General features: G+C 50.3%; 19 protein-coding genes and 3 pseudogenes. 3 read left to right on the forward strand and 19 right to left on the reverse strand.

Annotated elements, in window-relative coordinates:
• Positions 1-36: 36 nt before the first annotated feature.
• The 3 genes and pseudogenes from O59_RS11405 to O59_RS22305 form a co-directional block, all read right to left on the reverse strand.
• Positions 37-3025 (reverse strand): annotated as a pseudogene (locus O59_RS11405) (Tn3 family transposase).
• 116 nt (positions 3026-3141) lie between these two features.
• On the reverse strand, positions 3142-3708 hold the full coding sequence (locus O59_RS11410) for a hypothetical protein (protein ID WP_040133153.1): 567 nt from the start codon (positions 3706-3708) through the stop codon (positions 3142-3144).
• Positions 3705-4094: a hypothetical protein gene (locus O59_RS22305; RefSeq protein ID WP_157152559.1), complete on the reverse strand. Its 390-nt coding sequence runs from the start codon at positions 4092-4094 to the stop codon at positions 3705-3707. Before O59_RS22305 ends, O59_RS11410 begins: the two co-directional genes overlap by 4 nt.
• 44 nt (positions 4095-4138) lie before the next feature.
• Between O59_RS22305 and O59_RS11420 the strand changes: the two genes are divergently transcribed.
• The gene (locus O59_RS11420; RefSeq protein WP_000179844.1) at positions 4139-5818 is read left to right on the forward strand and encodes a Mu transposase C-terminal domain-containing protein; all 1680 of its coding nucleotides are present in this window, start codon (positions 4139-4141) and stop codon (positions 5816-5818) included.
• A gap of 2 nt (positions 5819-5820) precedes the next feature.
• A pseudogene (locus O59_RS11425) lies at positions 5821-6237 on the forward strand (TniB family NTP-binding protein); the annotation flags it as partial.
• A gap of 464 nt (positions 6238-6701) precedes the next feature.
• Here O59_RS11425 and O59_RS11430 read toward each other — a convergent pair.
• The 5 genes and pseudogenes from O59_RS11430 to O59_RS11450 all read right to left on the reverse strand — a co-directional run bounded on the left by O59_RS11430 (position 6702) and on the right by O59_RS11450 (position 10011).
• Positions 6702-7202 carry a GNAT family N-acetyltransferase gene (locus O59_RS11430; RefSeq protein WP_000376623.1) on the reverse strand — a complete coding sequence of 167 codons (501 nt, stop codon included), beginning with the start codon at positions 7200-7202 and terminating at the stop codon, positions 6702-6704.
• A gap of 127 nt (positions 7203-7329) precedes the next feature.
• Positions 7330-8169, reverse strand: a complete 840-nt coding sequence (gene sul1 / locus O59_RS11435; protein ID WP_000259031.1) for a sulfonamide-resistant dihydropteroate synthase Sul1 — start codon at positions 8167-8169, stop codon at positions 7330-7332.
• Complete coding sequence (locus O59_RS11440) at positions 8163-8510, reverse strand: quaternary ammonium compound efflux SMR transporter QacE delta 1 (protein WP_000679427.1); 348 nt, start codon at positions 8508-8510, stop codon at positions 8163-8165. The genes sul1 and O59_RS11440 overlap by 7 nt, the downstream gene beginning before the upstream one ends.
• A 116-nt stretch (positions 8511-8626) precedes the next feature.
• Positions 8627-9465 (reverse strand): annotated as a pseudogene (locus tag O59_RS11445) (AadA family aminoglycoside 3''-O-nucleotidyltransferase).
• Between the two features lie 150 nt (positions 9466-9615).
• The gene (locus O59_RS11450; RefSeq protein ID WP_040392261.1) at positions 9616-10011 is read right to left on the reverse strand and encodes a DUF2628 domain-containing protein; all 396 of its coding nucleotides are present in this window, start codon (positions 10009-10011) and stop codon (positions 9616-9618) included.
• 188 nt (positions 10012-10199) lie between these two features.
• Here O59_RS11450 and intI1 point away from each other — a divergent pair, with 188 nt between their 5' ends.
• The gene (intI1, locus tag O59_RS11455; protein ID WP_000845048.1) at positions 10200-11213 is read left to right on the forward strand and encodes a class 1 integron integrase IntI1; all 1014 of its coding nucleotides are present in this window, start codon (positions 10200-10202) and stop codon (positions 11211-11213) included.
• A 333-nt stretch (positions 11214-11546) separates the two neighbouring features.
• On the opposite strand, the gene O59_RS11460 is transcribed toward intI1, so the two are convergent.
• The 11 genes from O59_RS11460 to O59_RS11510 all read right to left on the reverse strand — a co-directional run bounded on the left by O59_RS11460 (position 11547) and on the right by O59_RS11510 (position 21121).
• Positions 11547-11981 (reverse strand): MerR family transcriptional regulator, encoded by a 435-nt coding sequence (locus O59_RS11460; protein WP_011711644.1) that lies wholly within the window; start codon positions 11979-11981, stop codon positions 11547-11549.
• Positions 11982-12000: 19 nt separating this feature from the next.
• Entirely contained in the window at positions 12001-12801 is an 801-nt protein-coding gene (locus tag O59_RS11465) for a bifunctional diguanylate cyclase/phosphodiesterase (RefSeq protein ID WP_020833625.1), read from the reverse strand.
• Between the two features lie 11 nt (positions 12802-12812).
• The gene (gene merA / locus O59_RS11470; RefSeq protein WP_081489704.1) at positions 12813-14480 is read right to left on the reverse strand and encodes a mercury(II) reductase; all 1668 of its coding nucleotides are present in this window, start codon (positions 14478-14480) and stop codon (positions 12813-12815) included.
• Positions 14481-14517: 37 nt separating this feature from the next.
• Positions 14518-14925 (reverse strand): organomercurial transporter MerC, encoded by a 408-nt coding sequence (gene merC / locus O59_RS11475; RefSeq protein WP_198284797.1) that lies wholly within the window; start codon positions 14923-14925, stop codon positions 14518-14520.
• Positions 14926-14940: 15 nt separating this feature from the next.
• The gene (gene merP / locus O59_RS11480; protein WP_011711647.1) at positions 14941-15216 is read right to left on the reverse strand and encodes a mercury resistance system periplasmic binding protein MerP; all 276 of its coding nucleotides are present in this window, start codon (positions 15214-15216) and stop codon (positions 14941-14943) included.
• 55 nt (positions 15217-15271) lie between these two features.
• Positions 15272-15619, reverse strand: coding sequence for a mercuric transporter MerT family protein (locus O59_RS11485; protein ID WP_007642845.1), 348 nt, complete (start codon positions 15617-15619; stop codon positions 15272-15274).
• Between the two features lie 93 nt (positions 15620-15712).
• On the reverse strand, positions 15713-16099 hold the full coding sequence (gene merR / locus O59_RS11490; protein WP_040133151.1) for an Hg(II)-responsive transcriptional regulator: 387 nt from the start codon (positions 16097-16099) through the stop codon (positions 15713-15715).
• Between the two features lie 2 nt (positions 16100-16101).
• Complete coding sequence (locus tag O59_RS11495; RefSeq protein WP_232283079.1) at positions 16102-16923, reverse strand: site-specific integrase; 822 nt, start codon at positions 16921-16923, stop codon at positions 16102-16104.
• 461 nt (positions 16924-17384) lie between these two features.
• Positions 17385-19334, reverse strand: coding sequence for an antiviral reverse transcriptase Drt3b (gene drt3b, locus O59_RS11500; protein ID WP_007642848.1), 1950 nt, complete (start codon positions 19332-19334; stop codon positions 17385-17387).
• On the reverse strand, positions 19331-20557 hold the full coding sequence (drt3a, locus tag O59_RS11505; protein ID WP_007642849.1) for an antiviral reverse transcriptase Drt3a: 1227 nt from the start codon (positions 20555-20557) through the stop codon (positions 19331-19333). Before drt3a ends, drt3b begins: the two co-directional genes overlap by 4 nt.
• Before the next feature lie 75 nt (positions 20558-20632).
• Positions 20633-21121 carry a thermonuclease family protein gene (locus tag O59_RS11510; protein WP_040392470.1) on the reverse strand — a complete coding sequence of 163 codons (489 nt, stop codon included), beginning with the start codon at positions 21119-21121 and terminating at the stop codon, positions 20633-20635.
• Between the last annotated feature and the right edge of the window lie 250 nt (positions 21122-21371).

Consider the following 21371-nt stretch of genomic DNA (forward strand, 5'->3'; position numbering starts at 1 on the left):
TAGCCACTTCTAACGTAACCGATTGAATATTATGAATTAATCAACCAGCAGTTCAAAAGTCATGGGCTTAACCTGCTTGGTTAGATCCAGCCCAAAACTTCCTAGCCGCCCCAAATGCTCGGTATGATACGGTGAGAATTCGGCCATAATGTCGCGGGTAATATTGTACCCTTCCGACTTCAATTGATTGAACACTTCGGTCATCGCGTTTACGTTGTATAAGATCGCGAAGTTGGCCAGCAAATGATTGTATTTAACGATTTTGCTTTGTTCGTGTCTCAAGTTTGCAGGAATTTTCCCGCCATTAGCAAAAAAACAACCACCGGGCAAACTCATTGAACTCTTCGCTCTTACAGGTCGCTGCCTGGATTGTTTTGCGCAGATCAACGTCGGTAATGTATTTCAGCAAAAACATGGTTCTGACCACGCGCCCGAGTTCACGGAACGCAAAGTACAGCTTGTTTTTCCGGTTCTTGGTGCCGAACCGGCGCAGGATTGTCGAAGCGGTGATTTTCCCTGCTTTAACTGACATGGCCGTTCGCATCATATCCGCATAGTGCTTTTCAATGAGATCCCACTTGATCGGCTCCTTGAACAAAGACTGAATATGCTTGAGTACCATGGAGCGATCAGGCTTATAAAAGCTGAGATCTTTGATATTTCGGATACGGGGCATGAGCTTTATGCCCAGCAAGTACGCCAGGCCAAAGACGGGTGTGGATTGCGCCTGTGTATCGCCGTGAACGGTGTCCGGATTAAAATCAGATTCATCGTTGAGTAGGCCGTCCAAGATATAAATCGCCTCGTAGACACCGCAGGGAATAAACCGGCTGAACAATGCAATATAGGTGTCCGAGACGTGGTAATAGGCAATGCCGCCATAGCTGCCATACCGAATATGGTATTCAGATAGCAAATTATCTTCGTAGAGATCCCAAAGCTTTCCATCAGCGGACACACTGCTGCCTGATCCCCAACACTCAATGAGCCGGTATTTCTTATACTCGCTATTGATCTTCGCAATAGCTTTATCGAGACGCGCTTCCGTCGTGCGTTTTAAGTTAAGCCAGGCGACTTGCTTGCGAGAAACGCCCTGCACAGATCGCACGGTTTCGGTGGGACCAATGTTGGTACCGTAACAAAACACGGTCAGGACAAAACGTAACTCCGGGTCGCTGATACGTGATTCGAAGCCCGACAACGGGCCAAAATGTTTATTCAGGTTCAGCCACTTTTCGACATTGATAATCACATCAAGCAGGTTGATTTTGTCCAACCGATCGCGCAAAAGCGCTCCAATTTCTTCGACTTCAGGTAAGGGTTGATCAGGCTTTGGTTTACCGATAATCAGATTCCCGTTTTCAATACGAACCAGTTCGTCCTCCGGGAATTGGCTGTCAGCTTTCCGGCAGCTCGTTTCCATGGACTTCTTCAGCGTTGTTGTAAATTCAGTATCACCGGCGACGAGCCCTACCTCCTCGCAATAGGTAGGCAACTGCGCTTCGTATTCTTCCCAGGTGATCATCTGCTCCCGGTAATCATCGAAGGTTTCACTGTAGGGAATGAACAAGTCACCGGTACTTAGTTCTTCAGCGATCCGTTCAAACACACACAGCTCAAAACAGGTTTTATTAACCTCCGACACCTGTGCTGATTTGGTTGATTTTCCCGTGACTAATTTCCACCAGCTTTCGCGAATCCAGCGAATATTAATGACATTTCTGGAAGAGGGATCGTTCGGATCGCTTTGAATTGACAGGAACTCCGTGCGACGCTTTTTGTGCGTCAAAATAAACTGGAACGCATTGAGCAAGTCCTTGTCTTCCGTGGCCGATGCCAGGTTGAGTATTTCAATCGTACGAAACAAGGTGGATCGTTGCTTTTTATAGAGTCGAACCATAAACGGCAAATAGTTGTTGCCTGCGAATGCCATATATTGTTCGCACATTTGCATTAGCTGATCACTGTTCTTTCCCAGTATCGGATCAAAAGCTGCCACCGAATCGGGTTTATCAAGATACACCTTGACCGTCCCAGACAACACAGAAATCAAATGATCGGTTTGCTTTTGATGGTCTGCAAGGTACTTCTCCAACAGCTTCTGCGCCGAGCGATCCATTTTTAACAACATCTTGATAAAAATATCGGCGGCGTTATCCAGTGTTTGTGCGTATTGGTGCCGGATTAAAACGATGACGAGTGCGAGTCGCTTGTTCAGCTTTAGTTTCATCAATTCGGCGTAATCCAGGGCCTTGGCCTCGTTGATAAACTGCTGGTGTTTAACTGGCGGCAACCCCAAATCCGTGGGCAAAAGTGTTTGCAGGGATGTAAGCCATTCCAGGTATTGGATGTACGCATGGATATTGCGAGGGGTCGGGCGTTTGGGTTCATTTTTCAGCGTGCTCCAACCAAAACCATTCAGTCCTGTGCTAGATCGAAGAATATCGTTGATGCATTGGCGACTTTCAGACTCTAAAAAGCCACACAATTGATCGTAATACCGAGTGTTGACTTCGGCCCTGGCCGCCTGACATATCCGCTCAAGTACACTGAACGCCGGTAACTCGTATCGCTCTTTGACCAAATATTCCAACGTGACATTGATGATATCCGGTAATGCTTCTTTGGTAGTCGCTGCCTCAAGTGCCCAAATCTGTGCCAATTCAGAGGTCTTGGCCGCATCGTAGGCTTTTATATTAAGATGGCGCCGAATCAGCTTTACGTGACGATCCTTCGCGCCCGATGTGTAATAGGTTTGGAGATCCTTCAGTGTCACCCGCGAACGGCACTGATTTTTAATGTGCGTGATGATCACCTTTGGTATTTCACCCAGGTTTACGAACCGGCCCAATCGCTGCGTGATTTTTAGCTGAATCAGGAGCCCCAAAAAGGATGCGCTGGTTCGTTTACAGTGACGCAGTGCAAACTTCTGATCTTCCGGCGTAGGTGTATAGACATCCCCTAACTCATCTTCGGTGATATCAGATTTAATTCGTGGATAAGCTGTCTGATAGATAGCGGCCATCGACTTAAATTTTCTCTGATAGATGCATTATTGTGTAAAAGCATCGCGTTATAGTTATCAGGTTTCTAGTCGTCATTTGGATATGCCTAGATTAGTCGCAAGTGGCTTTCATTGCTTTATTCCTTGTGATGGCCTGCCATTACGTCGCCTGAATTGAGATGCCAAGCATTTTGAACAATCGCAAACAACAGTAATACCAACGCCAACAGCAACAGTTCGGTTTGATACACATTGACCGCATACTGAATTTTGAGACCCATACCAGAAACAGCGGAAGGAAACAAAATGGCGATAAAACTTAAGATGGTCGGCAGCAGCGGGGTACAACACAACAGGGGGCTTACAATCCCGATAACTATGCCGCCCGCCGCTGGTGCCGTTCTGCAATGGGTCTTCTTGCGTATCAGTTGAACCCATAAATTGATGAGAACGCTCTCCAGCGTTGCGAACAAAAACGCAAATAGCGCGATTCTCAGATTAAGATGTGCAAAAGAACGCAAGCCAATATCGGAACCCAGTTCATGCGCTGGCAGGACAACCAAGTGGACGACCAGCACCAGACTAAAGAGGATCGCGGTACGCCGTTTTGAGTGAGAATCCTGAACCGGCGATTGAAATGCATACACTACAAGTGACCAGAGGCGTTTTATAGAGTTTGTAGCGCGCTTCACTATCGCATTCATTCTTCTTTGCCGTTTGTCGCAACTTTGTAAGTTCCCCAGAACATCTCCGGTAACACGCAAACCAGTGGTGTACCGATCAGTAAAAAGAGTCCTAATCCGTTAAAGGTGAGCCATTGTATCCACTGCATCCCAATGCCTAATGCCAACATGGCGGAACCCAGAAAAAATGGCCCGCTGAAAAAACAATGCATTCGCCCACATTGACGCGCATTTCTTAAACAGGCATATCCCATCCAACTTAAAGCGATCGCCCAGATACTGCCGGTCATCCACGGTGCAAGTTGCATCATGTCATTTTCAGAAGACGACTGCACCAGTTGATTGGGCGTAATGGCTGTTGTGCAGCCAGCTCCTGACAGTTCAATATCAGAAGTGATCTGCACCAATCTCGACTATGCTCAATACTCGTGTGCACCAAAGCGAGGTGAGCATGGCGACGGACACCCCACGGATTCCAGAACAAGGCGTGGCCACTCTGCCTGATGAGGCTTGGGAGCGTGCGCGCCGTCGTGCGGAGATCATCAGTCCGTTGGCGCAGTCGGAGACGGTCGGGCACGAAGCGGCCGATATGGCGGCTCAGGCGCTGGGCTTGTCTCGGCGCCAGGTATACGTTCTGATCCGGCGTGCCCGGCAAGGCAGCGGCCTCGTGACGGATCTGGTGCCCGGCCAGTCCGGTGGAGGTAAAGGTAAGGGGCGCTTGCCGGAACCGGTCGAGCGCGTCATCCACGAGCTACTGCAAAAGCGGTTCCTGACCAAGCAGAAGCGCAGCCTAGCGGCCTTTCACCGCGAAGTCACTCAGGTGTGCAAGGCTCAAAAACTGCGAGTGCCGGCGCGCAATACCGTGGCCTTACGGATCGCTAGCCTTGACCCGCGCAAGGTCATCCGCCGGCGGGAAGGCCAGGATGCCGCTCGTGACCTACAAGGTGTGGGCGGCGAGCCTCCTGCCGTGACCGCGCCGCTGGAGCAGGTGCAGATAGACCATACGGTCATCGACCTGATCGTGGTCGATGACCGCGACCGGCAACCTATTGGCCGCCCGTACCTGACCCTCGCCATCGACGTGTTCACCCGCTGCGTGCTCGGCATGGTCGTCACGCTGGAAGCGCCGTCTGCCGTTTCGGTTGGCCTGTGCCTCGTGCATGTCGCCTGCGACAAGCGCCCTTGGCTGGAAGGACTGAACGTGGAAATGGATTGGCAGATGAGCGGCAAGCCCTTGCTGCTCTACCTAGACAACGCGGCCGAGTTCAAGAGCGAGGCCCTGCGCCGGGGTTGCGAGCAGCATGGCATCCGGCTGGACTATCGCCCGCTGGGACAGCCGCACTATGGCGGCATCGTGGAACGGATCATCGGCACGGCGATGCAGATGATTCACGACGAACTGCCGGGAACGACCTTCTCCAACCCTGACCAGCGCGGCGACTACGATTCCGAAAACAAGGCCGCCCTGACGCTGCGCGAGCTAGAGCGCTGGCTCACATTGGCGGTCGGCACCTACCACGGTTCGGTGCACAACGGCCTGCTCCAACCGCCGGCCGCGCGCTGGGCCGAGGCCGTGGCGCGTGTCGGCGTACCGGCCGTCGTCACACGCGCTACTTCGTTCCTGGTCGATTTTCTGCCGATCCTCCGGCGCACGCTGACCCGCACCGGCTTTGTCATCGACCACATCCACTACTACGCCGATGCGCTCAAGCCGTGGATTGCGCGGCGTGAACGCTGGCCGTCCTTTCTGATCCGGCGCGATCCGCGCGACATCAGCCGTATCTGGGTCCTGGAACCGGAGGGACAGCATTACCTGGAAATTCCCTACCGTACCTTGTCGCATCCGGCTGTCACCCTCTGGGAACAACGGCAGGCGCTGGCGAAACTGCGGCAGCAAGGGCGCGAACAGGTGGATGAGTCGGCGCTGTTCCGCATGATCGGCCAGATGCGTGAGATTGTGACCAGCGCGCAGAAGGCCACACGCAAGGCGCGGCGTGACGCGGATCGCCGCCAGCACCTCAAGACATCAGCTCGGCCGGACAAGCCCGTTCCGCCGGATACGGATATTGCCGACCCGCAGGCAGACAACTTGCCACCCGCCAAACCGTTCGACCAGATTGAGGAGTGGTAGCCGTGGACGAATATCCCATCATCGACCTGTCCCACCTGCTGCCGGCGGCCCAGGGCTTGGCCCGTCTTCCGGCGGACGAGCGCATCCAGCGCCTTCGCGCCGACCGCTGGATCGGCTATCCGCGCGCAGTCGAGGCGCTGAACCGGCTGGAAGCCCTTTATGCGTGGCCAAACAAGCAACGCATGCCCAACCTGCTGCTGGTTGGCCCGACCAACAATGGCAAGTCGATGATCGTCGAGAAGTTCCGCCGCACCCACCCGGCCAGCTCCGACGCCGACCAGGAGCACATCCCGGTGTTGGTCGTGCAGATGCCGTCCGAGCCGTCCGTGATCCGCTTCTACGTCGCGCTGCTCGCCGCGATGGGCGCGCCGCTGCGCCCACGCCCACGGTTGCCGGAAATGGAGCAACTGGCTCTGGCGTGGGTTTGATCACGTGTCGAAACCCTGGCGTACCCCACCAACATGCTGTTCTCCTCTCAAAACACTTAGAAACGTAGATCGGTGAGAGATCGGAAGCGAGAGGCAGTTTTGAGAGACCTTCAACCTTCGGCAGACTGTCGGCTTTGGTATCTCTCATAAACGGATGTTTTTGAGAGAACTATCTTCGGCCTTCACACGCACGAAAGGCGGCGAAGCTCCGCCGTTAATCCGTCCGCCGGAGATCTCGCCCAGGCAGGCTGAAGGCCGAGCAAGCCTGACAGGCCCGAAAAGCCCGGCACGGGCGTCGGCGGCGATGACGGCGGCGGCATTATCCAGGGTTGATGATGGAAGTGGAGGATATCGACAACCTCTCGCGCAACCAAGACATCGCGGTCGGACTGCAAGTGATCTTGAAGCCACGGGCCCGTCCCACCCCGACATGGACCTCGATGCCCGAACGGACGTTAGATTTCGAGTTCTAGGCGTTCTGCGATGAAGGTTGGATCCCAGCCGGGATTGAAAGTGTCGACGTGGGTGAATCCGAGCCGCTCGTATAGGCCACGCAGGTTCGGGTGGCAGTCGAGCCGCAGCTTGGCGCACCCCTGCGTTCGCGCGGCATGGCGGCAAGCCTCGATCAGCGCGGAGCTGACACCCCGGCCCGCATGTGTCCGTCGCACCGCGAGCTTGTGCAGATATGCGGCCTCCCCCTTGAGGGCGTCGGGCCAGAACTCGGGATCCTCGGCCGACAAGGTGCAACAGCCGACGATGCCGTCGCTGCAACTCGCGACTAGGAGCTCGGATCTCAGGACGAAGGTCTCCGCGAATGTCCGGTCGATCCGCGCGACGTCCCAGGCGGGCGTTCCCTTGGCGGACATCCACGCCGCAGCGTCGTGCATCAGCCGCACAACCTCGTCGATATCACCCGAGCAGGCGACCCGAACGTTCGGAGGCTCCTCGCTGTCCATTCGCTCCCCTGGCGCGGTATGAACCGCCGCCTCATAGTGCAGTTTGATCCTGACGAGCCCAGCATGTCTGCGCCCACCTTCGCGGAACCTGACCAGGGTCCGCTAGCGGGCGGCCGGAAGGTGAATGCTAGGCATGATCTAACCCTCGGTCTCTGGCGTCGCGACTGCGAAATTTCGCGAGGGTTTCCGAGAAGGTGATTGCGCTTCGCAGATCTCCAGGCGCGTGGGTGCGGACGTAGTCAGCGCCATTGCCGATCGCGTGAAGTTCCGCCGCAAGGCTCGCTGGACCCAGATCCTTTACAGGAAGGCCAACGGTGGCGCCCAAGAAGGATTTCCGCGACACCGAGACCAATAGCGGAAGCCCCAACGCCGACTTCAGCTTTTGAAGGTTCGACAGCACGTGCAGCGATGTTTCCGGTGCGGGGCTCAAGAAAAATCCCATCCCCGGATCGAGGATGAGCCGGTCGGCAGCGACCCCGCTCCGTCGCAAGGCGGAAACCCGCGCCTCGAAGAACCGCACAATCTCGTCGAGCGCGTCTTCGGGTCGAAGGTGACCGGTGCGGGTGGCGATGCCATCCCGCTGCGCTGAGTGCATAACCACCAGCCTGCAGTCCGCCTCAGCAATATCGGGATAGAGCGCAGGGTCAGGAAATCCTTGGATATCGTTCAGGTAGCCCACGCCGCGCTTGAGCGCATAGCGCTGGGTTTCCGGTTGGAAGCTGTCGATTGAAACACGGTGCATCTGATCGGACAGGGCGTCTAAGAGCGGCGCAATACGTCTGATCTCATCGGCCGGCGATACAGGCCTCGCGTCCGGATGGCTGGCGGCCGGTCCGACATCCACGACGTCTGATCCGACTCGCAGCATTTCGATCGCCGCGGTGACAGCGCCGGCGGGGTCTAGCCGCCGGCTCTCATCGAAGAAGGAGTCCTCGGTGAGATTCAGAATGCCGAACACCGTCACCATGGCGTCGGCCTCCGCAGCGACTTCCACGATGGGGATCGGGCGAGCAAAAAGGCAGCAATTATGAGCCCCATACCTACAAAGCCCCACGCATCAAGCTTTTGCCCATGAAGCAACCAGGCAATGGCTGTAATTATGACGACGCCGAGTCCCGACCAGACTGCATAAGCAACACCGACAGGGATGGATTTCAGAACCAGAGAAAGAAAATAAAATGCGATGCCATAACCGATTATGACAACGGCGGAAGGGGCAAGCTTAGTAAAGCCCTCGCTAGATTTTAATGCGGATGTTGCGATTACTTCGCCAACTATTGCGATAACAAGAAAAAGCCAGCCTTTCATGATATATCTCCCAATTTGTGTAGGGCTTATTATGCACGCTTAAAAATAATAAAAGCAGACTTGACCTGATAGTTTGGCTGTGAGCAATTATGTGCTTAGTGCATCTAACGCCGGAGTTAAGCCGCCGCGCGTAGCGCGGTCGGCTTGAACGAATTGTTAGACATCATTTACCAACTGACTTGATGATCTCGCCTTTCACAAAGCGAATAAATTCTTCCAAGTGATCTGCGCGTGAGGCCAAGTGATCTTCTTTTTGTCCCAGATAAGCTTGCTTAGCTTCAAGTAAGACGGGCTGATACTGGGCAGGTAGGCGTTTTATTGCCCAGTCGGCAGCGACATCCTTCGGCGCGATTTTGCCGGTTATTGCGCTGTACCAAATGCGGGACAACGTAAGCACTACATTTCGCTCATCGCCGGCCCAGTCGGGCTGCGAGTTCCATAGCTTCAAGGTTTCCCTCAGCGCCTCGAATAGATCCTGTTCAGGAACCGGGTCAAAGAATTCCTCCGCTGCCGGACCTACCAAGGCAACGCTATGTTCTCTTGCTTTTGTAAGCAGGATAGCTAGATCAATGTCGATCATGGCTGGCTCGAAGATACCCGCAAGAATGTCATTGCGCTGCCATTCTCCAAATTGCAGCTCGCGCTTAGCCGGATAACGCCACGGGATGATGTCGTCATGCACGACAAGGGTGACTTCTATAGCGCGGAGCGTCTCGCTCTCGCCAGGGAAAGCCGAAGCCTCCATAAGGTCATTGAGCAATGCTCGCCGCGTCGTTTCATCAAGCTTTACGGCCACAGTAACCAACAAATCAATATCGCTGTATGGCTTCAGGCCGCCATCCACTGCGGAGCCGTACAAATGCACGGCCAGCAACGTTGATTCCAGATGGCGCTCAATGACGCTTAGCACCTCTGATAGTTGGTTCGAAATTTCGATGGTCACCGCTACCCTCATGATGTCTAACGAATTAGTTAACTGGCGCCGGAGCCCCGCAGGGGCGCAGGGCACCAACAGCGGCCAATAAAATGCCGAAGGCATGGCCGCTGTTGGCGTCCACGTTGAACGCCCAGTTAGGCATGGGCAAAGTTTCGGATATTTTTAATGTTACCACCAGCCATTCTCACCCAACACCATTTTTTTGTAGTAGTCGATATTTGACCGAACCCCAAAGAATGCTGAGACCCCATACCCTAGTGAGTTGGCCACCTCGGGTAACCCGGCCATGTCTAAGGCTGAGCCGATAAGTAGAACGGCTGCAACGCAGGCGGCAAACAGAAATAGCGCCTTCTTCCACATGCCCTTGGCCAAATAATACAACGGTCCGAATATGAATCCAAGAAAGTTGAAGGTAACGCTGAATCGCTCCTTGAATGGCAGCGTCTTGAGGTGTGGGAGCTTTGGGCCGCCCGCCTGCTCAAGAGCGCGGAATTTTTTCTTCCATGTGTCCGCAACTTGGAGCGTTCCAATGTCAATCCGATTAGGGTACGTTGTTTCCTGCATTTTTAGATGATGGCTTGTTGGTTAGTAGGTGCGTGCTATCTGGTATGCCTAACTTTGTTTTAGGGCGACTGCCCTGCTGCGTAACATCGTTGCTGCTCCATAACATCAAACATCGACCCACGGCGTAACGCGCTTGCTGCTTGGATGCCCGAGGCATAGACTGTACAAAAAAACAGTCATAACAAGCCATGAAAACCGCCACTGCGCCGTTACCACCGCTGCGTTCGGTCAAGGTTCTGGACCAGTTGCGTGAGCGCATACGCTACTTGCATTACAGCTTACGAACCGAACAGGCTTATGTCCACTGGGTTCGTGCCTTCATCCGTTTCCACGGTGTGCGTCACCCGGCAACCTTGGGCAGCAGCGAAGTCGAGGCATTTCTGTCCTGGCTGGCGAACGAGCGCAAGGTTTCGGTCTCCACGCATCGTCAGGCATTGGCGGCCTTGCTGTTCTTCTACGGCAAGGTGCTGTGCACGGATCTGCCCTGGCTTCAGGAGATCGGAAGACCTCGGCCGTCGCGGCGCTTGCCGGTGGTGCTGACCCCGGATGAAGTGGTTCGCATCCTCGGTTTTCTGGAAGGCGAGCATCGTTTGTTCGCCCAGCTTCTGTATGGAACGGGCATGCGGATCAGTGAGGGTTTGCAACTGCGGGTCAAGGATCTGGATTTCGATCACGGCACGATCATCGTGCGGGAGGGCAAGGGCTCCAAGGATCGGGCCTTGATGTTACCCGAGAGCTTGGCACCCAGCCTGCGCGAGCAGCTGTCGCGTGCACGGGCATGGTGGCTGAAGGACCAGGCCGAGGGCCGCAGCGGCGTTGCGCTTCCCGACGCCCTTGAGCGGAAGTATCCGCGCGCCGGGCATTCCTGGCCGTGGTTCTGGGTTTTTGCGCAGCACACGCATTCGACCGATCCACGGAGCGGTGTCGTGCGTCGCCATCACATGTATGACCAGACCTTTCAGCGCGCCTTCAAACGTGCCGTAGAACAAGCAGGCATCACGAAGCCCGCCACACCGCACACCCTCCGCCACTCGTTCGCGACGGCCTTGCTCCGCAGCGGTTACGACATTCGAACCGTGCAGGATCTGCTCGGCCATTCCGACGTCTCTACGACGATGATTTACACGCATGTGCTGAAAGTTGGCGGTGCCGGAGTGCGCTCACCGCTTGATGCGCTGCCGCCCCTCACTAGTGAGAGGTAGGGCAGCGCAAGTCAATCCTGGCGGATTCACTACCCCTGCGCGAAGGCCATCGGTGCCGCATCGAACGGCCGGTTGCGGAAAGTCCTCCCTGCGTCCGCTGATGGCCGGCAGCAGCCCGTCGTTGCCTGATGGATCCAACCCCTCCGCTGCTATAGTGCAGTCGGCTTCTGACGTTCAGTGCAGCCGTCTTCTGAAAACGACACATCATGCCGGTAATCACTATGAGTATCGCTGGCAATACCCAGGTGAGAATAAATCGGCCTTTATTGGCTACCCAGTCGTGGGGGCCGGTTTCACATTTTTCTGACATCGTATACTCCTTTGTTATGGCGATCAGGCCAGTTGGCGCAGCTCCGACAGCTGTGAATCCAATGCCTGCAAGTAAGCCTGGCGTTCATCAATTTTGGTTTGCAGTTCGCGCATGGCGGCTTCACAGGCTTGCTGGTCGCCTTCGTTGATGGCGTAGAGCAAGGGTTTTATATCCAGGATCAGCAGGCCCGCCGCACGCGCTGCGCGAATGAAGCGCAGCCGGTTTAAAGCGCATTGATTGTATAAACCGAAACCACCCGCGGAATGCTCTGGGCAAAGTACCAAATTTTCCAAGACGTAATTCCTGACGGTATGCACTGTGGTTTGCGCGGCTTTCGCCAGTTGCGAGATCGTCAGGGGAAATTCGAGTGCCTGCCCATCGGCATCCATGAATGCCGCAAAGTCGGGGATCACCTCAAAGTATCGTGACACATCTTTTGACACGGCGGCTTTTGACATGGGTTTGTCTCCGTTCGTTTCAAACACTGCGGCCTGGCCACAACGCTTCAGTCGTTTCGGCATCGGCTGGCCGCGCCAGCCGATAGCCCTGTAATACATCACAGCCAAGCTTCTCTAAAAGTTGTTGTTGAGTGGCCGTCTCAACCCCTTCCGCGACGATGGATAAATTCAGGTTATGGCCAAGGGTGATGACGCTTTCGGTAATGGCGCGATCCTTTGGCTCGGTTGTCATATGCGTGACAAAGGTTTTGTCGATTTTTAGGCGGGTCACTGGGCAGCATTGCAAGCGTGCCAGCGACGAACTCCCGGTACCAAAATCGTCGATGGACAGGCGAATGCCCAGCGCCTGGCAGCGATGCAGGTTTTCGATCAGGATTGGCGTATCCTCCAGGGCCAGTGTTTCGGTTAATTCCAGTTCCAATGCCGGAGCAGGCAGTCCCGTATCACGCAATATCCTGGCAAGGTCTTCGACAAAGTCAGGTTGGTGGATTTGTAAGGCAGAGACGTTGACCGCGATGATACCCTCGGGTAAACCGCGTTGACGCCAATGCATCATCTGTTGACAGGCCGCCCGTAAGACAAACGCGCCCAGTTCCAGAATTAATCCGCTTTGTTCGGCAACGGGAATAAAGGTGTCTGACTGGATCAATCCTTCAGTTGGATGTTGCCAGCGAATGAGCGTTTCAGCGCCTTCCCAGCATTGGTGTTGAACATCCCATAGAGGCTGGTAAAAAGGAACGAATTCACCCTTGTTCAATCCATCCGCCAACGCATTGACCGTTGGGGCTGTCAGTGAATGCGTGGCGGGTGCCGTTCCCATACTGCCCTCTCTTATCCTGCACAACAGGACAGTTCTTTGACATCCTTGTTAAAGGTTTGCGCGCAGAGCTTCAAACCTTCCACCATGGTGAGGTAAGGGAAAAGCTGGTCGGCTAATTCCGTCACCGTCATACGGTTGCGGATGGCTAAAGCCGCACTCTGGATCAGTTCGCCGCCTTCGTGAGCCAGGATCTGCGCGCCTAGCAACAACCCCGTTTCCTTCTCTGTGACCAGTTTGATAAAACCGTCGGTTTCAAAGTTGGCTAACGCACGTGGGACATTTTCCATACCCAGTACGCGGCTGTCGGTCTCAATATCCTGAGCCCTGGCTTGCTCCTCGGTCAGTCCGACGGTAGCCACCTGTGGATCGGTAAAGATCACGGCGGGCATGGTGGACAGATCCAGTTTGGCGTCGCCGCCCGTCATATTGATACCAGCACGGCTACCGGCGGCCGCGGCGACATAGACAAATTGCGGCATGTTAGAGCAGTCACCGGCAGCGTAAATACCAGCAACATTGGTTTCCATGCGTTCGTTAACAACGATTTCGCCCTTTTTGTTGGTGGTGACACCCACCGCGTCCAGATTGAGTTGGCTGGTATTGGCGTGTCGCCCGGTGCTTACCAGCAAACGATCACAACTGAGCTCGCCTGCATTAGTGTTCAGGGTGAATTGATTTCCATCGTGGGTCACTTGGGTGGCTTGCGTGTTGTTTAAAACTCGAATGCCTTCTTTTTCAAAACAGCCTGCCAGTTTTTCACCGATTATGGGGTCTTCACTGTAAAGTAGTGAGTGTCTTGCCAACACGGTGACTTCACTGCCCAATCGTCGGTAAGCCTGGGCAATTTCTAGCGCCACGACCGATGAACCAATCACCACCAGGTGCTGCGGCAATTCCTCGGCAAACAGCGCTTCGGTAGAGGTCCAGTAAGGCGTTTCGGCCAGCCCCTCGATGGGAGGAATGGTTGGCGTGGAGCCAGTGGCGATCAGGATTTTATCAGCAAAGATTTCCTGCTCAGTGCCATCATTTTTTCTGGCTATCAGGGTGTTTGCATTTTTAAATTGCGCCCAACCTTTAAGTAAACTAAGCGCAGGATTTGTCTCTAGAATATTCTGATACTTTGCAGCGCGCAGCTCTTCGACTCGAGCGGTCTGCTGCTGAGCCAACAAGGCTCGACTCAATTGGGGCGCATGATTTTCCAGTCCGGCAAAGGGATTATTGCGTTGCTGCTGTGCCAATTGAGCGGCGCGGATCAAAATTTTTGAGGGTACGCAGCCGACATTCACGCAACAGCCGCCAATCACATCGGCTCCCTCAATAAGAGTGACCTTGGCACCACCTTCAGCGGCTTTGATAGCACAGGCAAAAGCGCCGGAACCCGTACCGATAATCGCCACATGTTGAGTTCGGTTGCTTTCTGTGTTGCTGGTATTTTCGTTGTCACAGTAGGCGTTCGGTGCTGTGTTTTCCGCTAAGGGGTTTTCTTTTGCGGTATAACCCAGGGCTTCAATCGCTCCAATGAGATCGGTTACGCTGACCCCACCGTTTGTGGTGATCGTTGCGCTGGCGTTTTCATAAGATATTTCAACCTTATTCACGCCTTCGATCGCATCGAGCGCTTCTTTAACGTGAGCGACGCAACTTGGACAGGTCATCCCTTCTATCGATAGTAAGATCATTCGTTTTCCTCAAATAGTAGTCAGGCATTGCGTCGTGTTAAACAGCACAGCTGTCATCATCACAGCGTTTATTCGCGGGTGAAAAAATATCCCAAAGCGATACGGCAACCATCAGGCCTAACGCTGAATAGGTGACATAGCTGCTCCAGCCGTATTGGAAAAACGGATAGAGCGATAACAGCAATAAAATGGGGCCGACCACACCCAGCGCACTACGGTGCCATTGCCGGTGGCTGAACCAGCCAAGTCCGTTGAGTACCAGGGCAATCCAGGCAAACAACGGTAACAGGGTATTAACAAACAAACCTTCCCATTGGCTGAGAAAACCCAACCCGACCGCAGCGCCCAGGCTGGCGATGGCCGGGAAACACATGGCGCATCCCATAGCAGAAACCAGCGCGCCCAATGAGCTAATCTTATCGCCGAAACGGGTCAGTAACTGTATTAGCATTTCCATGCTTTACTCCTTGAGCGTTGATGGATAACCCGCATTAGTGGTGGCTTCGGTCAGTGCTTTTACTGTGGTTTTTTCGTCGTCGAATGTGACAACTGCCAATTTGGTTTCAAAGGTGACTTCAGCTTTACTCACACCCTCAACATTTTTTAAGGCATTTTTGACCGTAAAGGGGCAGGTCACACAGTTCATGGTTGGAACTTCCAAAGTAACTGTTTTCGGCGCAGCAAAAGCGGTCAGGCTGGTCAAGGCTAGCAAAGACAACAAGGCAATTTTCTTCATCATTTTCTCCAGTAACGTATTAAGTCATTAATAAAAGTGAGCGGTAAGAAAGTATTCAGGCAAACCAGACAATCCAATAATTGCTGGTGACTAGCACCAACGCAGTCAGTGCCGTTAACCAAAAGATCACCTGCCGGCGTTTTCGCACTTGAGGAACTGCACAGGCGGTGCCTGGCTCACAGTCCTCAACGGGGCGATAGACCTTCCAGCCTGCGAAGCCAAATAAGGCTAAAACCAGCAGGATAAAAATGGGACGATAAGGTTCTAACAAGGTTAAATTACCAATCCAGGAGCCACTCACGCCTAGCAGCAACAACACGAAAGGACCAGCGCAGCACAGGCCAGCGCCAACAGCCGCGATAACGCCGCCAATAATAGGTAGATTGGATTCTTTCTGTGACACGACTTACTCCTCTGATTTCAGTGTATGGAGCAAGTGTAATCTCCGTACCGATGTACGGAGTCAAACGTTTTTGTGATGCCCGTGTAAAACTAATTAAGGTTGCAGGGAGTCGATAATGGGACAATGTGAGTCATCGTTATTACTCTGACATTGCGTCAATAATGCCTTGAGTGCGCTTTCGAGCCGCTTCAGATCGGCAATTTTTTCCATGACGGCGCTGAGTTTATACTCGGCCAGCTCCTGCACCTGAGCACATGGGCGGTCATTCAAGCTTAGCAGGTTGGCGATCTCTTCCAGGGTAAACCCCAATTCTTGCGCCCGCTTAATGAACCGGATGCGATTAACCGTTTCATCGGGATAATGGCGGTAGCCCAACTCGGGTTTTGGCGGTTGCTCTATTAATCCACGACGCTCATAGAAGCGAACGGTTTCTATATTGATAGCCAGTTCTTTGGCAACTTTACTGATAGTTCTTGTCATGTTCATATCTCTTTTACCCGAACGGTATCTATAAGAACCGCCATTTTCTCCATCAATATATGGGTAGCGTTATTGGAGAGCTGCTGTCCTTCTTCAATGTACTCCCAGACGGTGGCATCGCTCTTCCATCCGCCTTGCTTTTTAATCAACTCAAAATCAACTCGTTCTCGGGCTGCCGATGTAGAGAGGCCGCGCCGGAAGCTATGGCTGCTCAATTCCGGTACAAAATCGAACTGGCAGGCGTTACCCAAAGTCTTGAGTAATTCATTAATGGCACTGGGATTCAACGCTTTAGGCTGAATCTTATCCCACCGGTTAATGGGGCGAAAAACCGGACCTTCATTAATGCCACCCAGTTCTATCCAGTTTTTCATGGCCGTAGCAGGACAGCAGTCTGGTGCACCGAAAGGTAATGCTCGCACTAAGCCGGAGGCTTGTTGATCGGTCTTGGAACTAGACAGCCGGATGAGAAGTCCTTCAGGTTCCCACACCAGATCACCGTAGCGAATGGCCACCAATTCGCTACGGCGAAAGGCACCGAAAAAGCCGGTCAACACCAGCGCGATATCCCTCAGTTTCTTTTTGGTGGTTGGTAGTTGCCGCAAATGATTCACCATTTGGGCGACGTGCTCCAAGCGCAATGCCTTGGCTTTGCGCTTGGGTTGGCCATGGGTACGACGAACGCCTTCCATGGTTTTGCGGACCAACGGATCACTTACTGGATCGATGAGCCCTTGATAATGGTGCCATTGGCTAATAGCGGTCAGGTGCAGATCCAGGGTTCGGGGATTAAGCGATTCGGCTCTGGCCAGCAGGTAACGCACGACAGTATCCCGATCCGAGGGCAGGCGACCACCCCATTTTTCAAATTGTCGAATGGCCGAACGGTAGGCTTTACGTGTGTTGTCGGATGTGGAGGTATTGCCGTAGTGGTTCGGGCCCCTGGCGTTCAACCAGGGTCGCATCCTTATTACGTAACGAATAGAAAGTTTGGTTAAAAAATTTACTTCAGTGTTCGGCCAATAGCGGAAGTTGAGGTTGCAATGAATAGCAGTATTGTTTTTGGTTAGGGCTAAATAGCAAGTGTCGGGGCGCAACTTTCGAAGAGAAGAAGCAAATTAGGAAGGGCAAAATTAAATGGTCGGTAGAGGGCTCAGCATCAGGTGTGTGGGCTTTCGCCCTCAGCAATTCAAATTTTGTGGTCTGATTTCGACCTCAAAACTTAACGCGAAAATGAATCAAAAGCAATATTGCCACTCTACCTTCCAACTCCACTATAACAAGTCTAATATGTTGACCTCAACTCCTTTCGCTCTAGCAGATGAAGTAAGTTCAGCTCATTCCATTTTACGAACCAATATTTAAGGAGCATTTTATCGAGGATAGCTACCTTAGCGGCCGCATCCAACACAACGGCCGGCTCGTAAAAAGCGAGATACTTATCTAAGAGGTATGATCTTGTAACCTGAGAGACATGGGGACATGAAAGAATATCCAAAAAAAGATGCAGTTTCTCAGATGATTTCCTTAAAGAATCAATTTTTGATAGTTTATCCATAATTAATATTTCGATATGAGCAATCAGTTCGCCGTACTTGGCTCTCCCTCTAAAATAGTAGAGAAGCGAAATTATTTCAAAATAGTTAACCTTTGATGTCTTAATATATTCAAAGTGTTGTGGTGGTATTGAATGTTCGCATCCAAACTCAGCAACTGCGAGAAAAATATTTAACTGTTCAAGAAATATATAGTTTTCTGGGACAGCCTTATCAAAACTCAGCATTACATCCTGAATATGTCTCATAATTTCTGATCTGTAGTATGAGCTTTGTCTTGGATGTTTTTTTACAATAAATTTATCTGCAATAATAACACTTCTGGCAACTCTATTGGATGCCATAACAGATGGGGATATTGTATAGAAGAAGAAAATTATATCGACCAAAATACAAATGCAATCCCTTGTTTGTAAGGGGGTTTCATGTTCATCATGGATGTGAATTTTTGAATTTGTAAGCCGTTCAATTCGCTTTGATATGACCGAAATCAAAAAAGAAGCTATATCACTATAATTCCCACCCCAGACAGAAATTGTACTCTTGATTTCTCGTATGAATCCACTTGTAAATTTTGATCTATCATTAATTTTTTTAAGATTTATCGCTTGTTCATCATCAAGTGAGTACAGTCTATCCATGAGCTTATTTACGGCCAACTCAACGGCACCCAGTATTGATGTCTTTTTTGTTATAAAAGGCCTTTCATGTTTTTCCAATTTTCCTTCGTTAAGATATAGATTGTATGCGGATAGCTTCTCGGCGAGAACCAGTGATATTTTTTTGGCTAAATCATCACTTTTAGAAAAAAGAAAGTAATCATCGACATACCTTAATATTGTGTAATCTACTCTGCATACAAAACCGTATCTTTTTTCAATTTCATAATCGGTTTCAAAATCAATTGATTGAAATATTATCTCGGAAAAGATTCTACTAAACTCTGACCCGATTGGTATTCCATTTGTTTCTGCGTTATTACTATTCTGCATTGCTTGATCAATATCATTACAAAATTGATGCGCACGCGGAGATTGTAAATTTGCTTTTATATATTCTCTGTTTTTTATTGCCCATGCTATTGAGTGGGTATAAATGCTATCGAAACAATTTGATACGTCTAATTTCCATAGTATGGGGTATGTCTTTTCCAGTTTCAAAAAAAGAGGTGATTGATAAAGCTTATATGCACGATCAAAACCAGAGTATGAGAAATATGAATTTGCATGCTTACGGTGTATTTCTTCTTGGATTGTATCTATATTAAATTCCTTATACTTAAATTTTGAATCCGACCCCTTGATGTAGAGTGAATTTGAAACTCGTCTCGGCCGCCTAATTGAAAACTTACTTTTTGAGCAAAGATAGATGATGGCGGGAGAATAATCTTTATATATTTTTATGTAGCGAAACTGCGATGAAGGATGTATTAACCCTAAGGATCTGAACTTTATTTCATTTTTATAAATTTTGTACTCAAAGGGGGTTGTTGCAATGGCATCAGCACCTATAATTTTCTCAAAAACTGAATTGCAAAAGTCAAACACACCAGGTGCTTTGGATTCACTGGCTCGGAAATTAATATAGAGTCCATCATTTGAAAAAATGATAGGGACATCTGACGGAGATGTATCCGTTAGCAAAGCCCTGGCATAATCGCTTTTATCTAATCGTATCATCTCCAGATTTTCCCTATTTTATGAGCTCTATTAGCGCTAAATTCTTTGAATACTCTTTTTTTGTGTCCATTTATAAAACTTATTTTAAGTAGTTTTTCTTTTTGCTCTGGTGTGAACGGGGGGCGCATTTTGGCAAGGCGGCTAGATACGCATAGAGTATTTTGCAAAACAAAATAATCAAGCATTTTAATTGAGGTGTCTGATTTATTAATTCTTGCGTAATTATAAAATATTCCTGATAGAACTTGCGGATCTCTATTTTTCTTCAACTTTCTATTAGTTGAAAGAAATGTTAGCCGATCAATGAGCATGTCAAAATCATTATTTTTATTAAAACTATAAAAAGATTTTGATATTTTTAGCTTAAGTTTTTTTATTTTATCCTCGGATATATCAATCTCTACATTTCTTGGGTTTTTGCGATTTGCATTTCCTCCAGGATTGTTAATGTTGAACTCATAACCCAAAAACTCGAAAGATATTTGAGCGGCAGCGGTATCAATTTTTTCTAACAATAAAATTTTCTGCTTTTTTGTGTTTAGAGTATATCCATGGATAAACATTTTCTCCTCAATATCACTTACAAAGTGCTGCTCATCTTCATAAGACGTGGTAACTATAAGCATGTCGTCTACATATCTTGCATAATAGATAACACTTTCGTTCTTATTTATTATCGAATCTATCTCCTTCATCGAAATGTCAGCCAAAATCGAACTTATTTCCACTCCCCTTGGAACGCCGAGAAGAGTATTTTTCTTACAAAGCTCAAGAAATGACTTCACCAAGTATTTGGTTTGAAATGAGAGGCTCCTATTTTCCTCTACTGCTTTAGACACCTTATCCTTATCGCAAGACTCATAGAAAGACTTTATATCTAATCTATAGATTCGGCAGGCTGATCCATCCTTGAGATAATTAACCAATTCGTCAACTATCTTATTTCTGTTTTTTTGATAAATACCAAAACTTTTCTTGAGGTAAGAAGCACATAACCTAAATAATATTCTCTCACTGAGTAATGACGTCGAGTAGCACGATTTTCCTTTTGCAATGGTTTTTGAAAGTGAAATATCAGCAACTCCCGCGCGGCTTAAGCTGATAGCTGATTCAATAATTTCGTTTTTATACGCCTCATCGTCACGCAACCGGGCATCCTTGTAAAAATCTTCTGCCCTGAAACTTCTGGATAACGATGAGTGACTATAAACATGATTTTTCATAGGGTGCCATATTAGAATATTGGGGCCAGATTAAAAATTTAACTTCCGCTTTGGGCACGTTTCTGACCTTCAGCACTACTTTTTATTTTTTCGCCATTCCCAAGGTGCCATTGTTTGCTCCTTACTCAAGGACCACAAACCGAGTTGTTTTGATTTTGCTCTCTCTTGTAGTTCAAAATAGTTTTGATCTCGGACATATTCTGTGTAAGCCCATGCATTGCCATTTTCTACCATGTGCTTATTGATATTTCTGTTGCTCAGAAAAACTGTTCCAAGCGTTCTTCCGTATCTGTCGCTGCCTGTTGAATCGACGGTGACGTTGCGTGAAAAAATTAGGTCAGAAAGCGCTTGCTTTGATTTTTGTCCCCAAGGTTGATCTTTTTCAGGAGCATCAATCTCTATCAAGCGAATCTTTATGCTTTGCTTGTCTGTAGTAAGAATTGTAATCGTGTCACCATCGCTGATGCCGACAACCTTTCCGTGCAAGTTTGCTGCTTGTGTAGAGGGCGATAGATAGAGAAGTGCAATTACAAGTGAGCTGAGGATAGTGCGGAGTGCATTCATTGCTTCCATGGTTCCATTAGGGGGTTGGTTTGGGGCTAAACATGGTACAGGTGTATTGATATGTCAATTACTTCATATTACTTAGGCATTTCATCATTGTGTTGATTTGCACCTTAATTTGACCCACCTATGCATCCAAAAAATGACCCTGAAAAAACGTGCAGAAACTCAAACCTCATTTAGCTTTGCAGCTATTAGCTATGGGTCAAAATTCAATGCAAAAGCGGGTCAAATTAGGGCCCAAATCAAC

It is taken from the genome of Cellvibrio sp. BR, assembly GCF_000263355.1.
In the GTDB taxonomy this organism is placed as follows: domain Bacteria; phylum Pseudomonadota; class Gammaproteobacteria; order Pseudomonadales; family Cellvibrionaceae; genus Cellvibrio.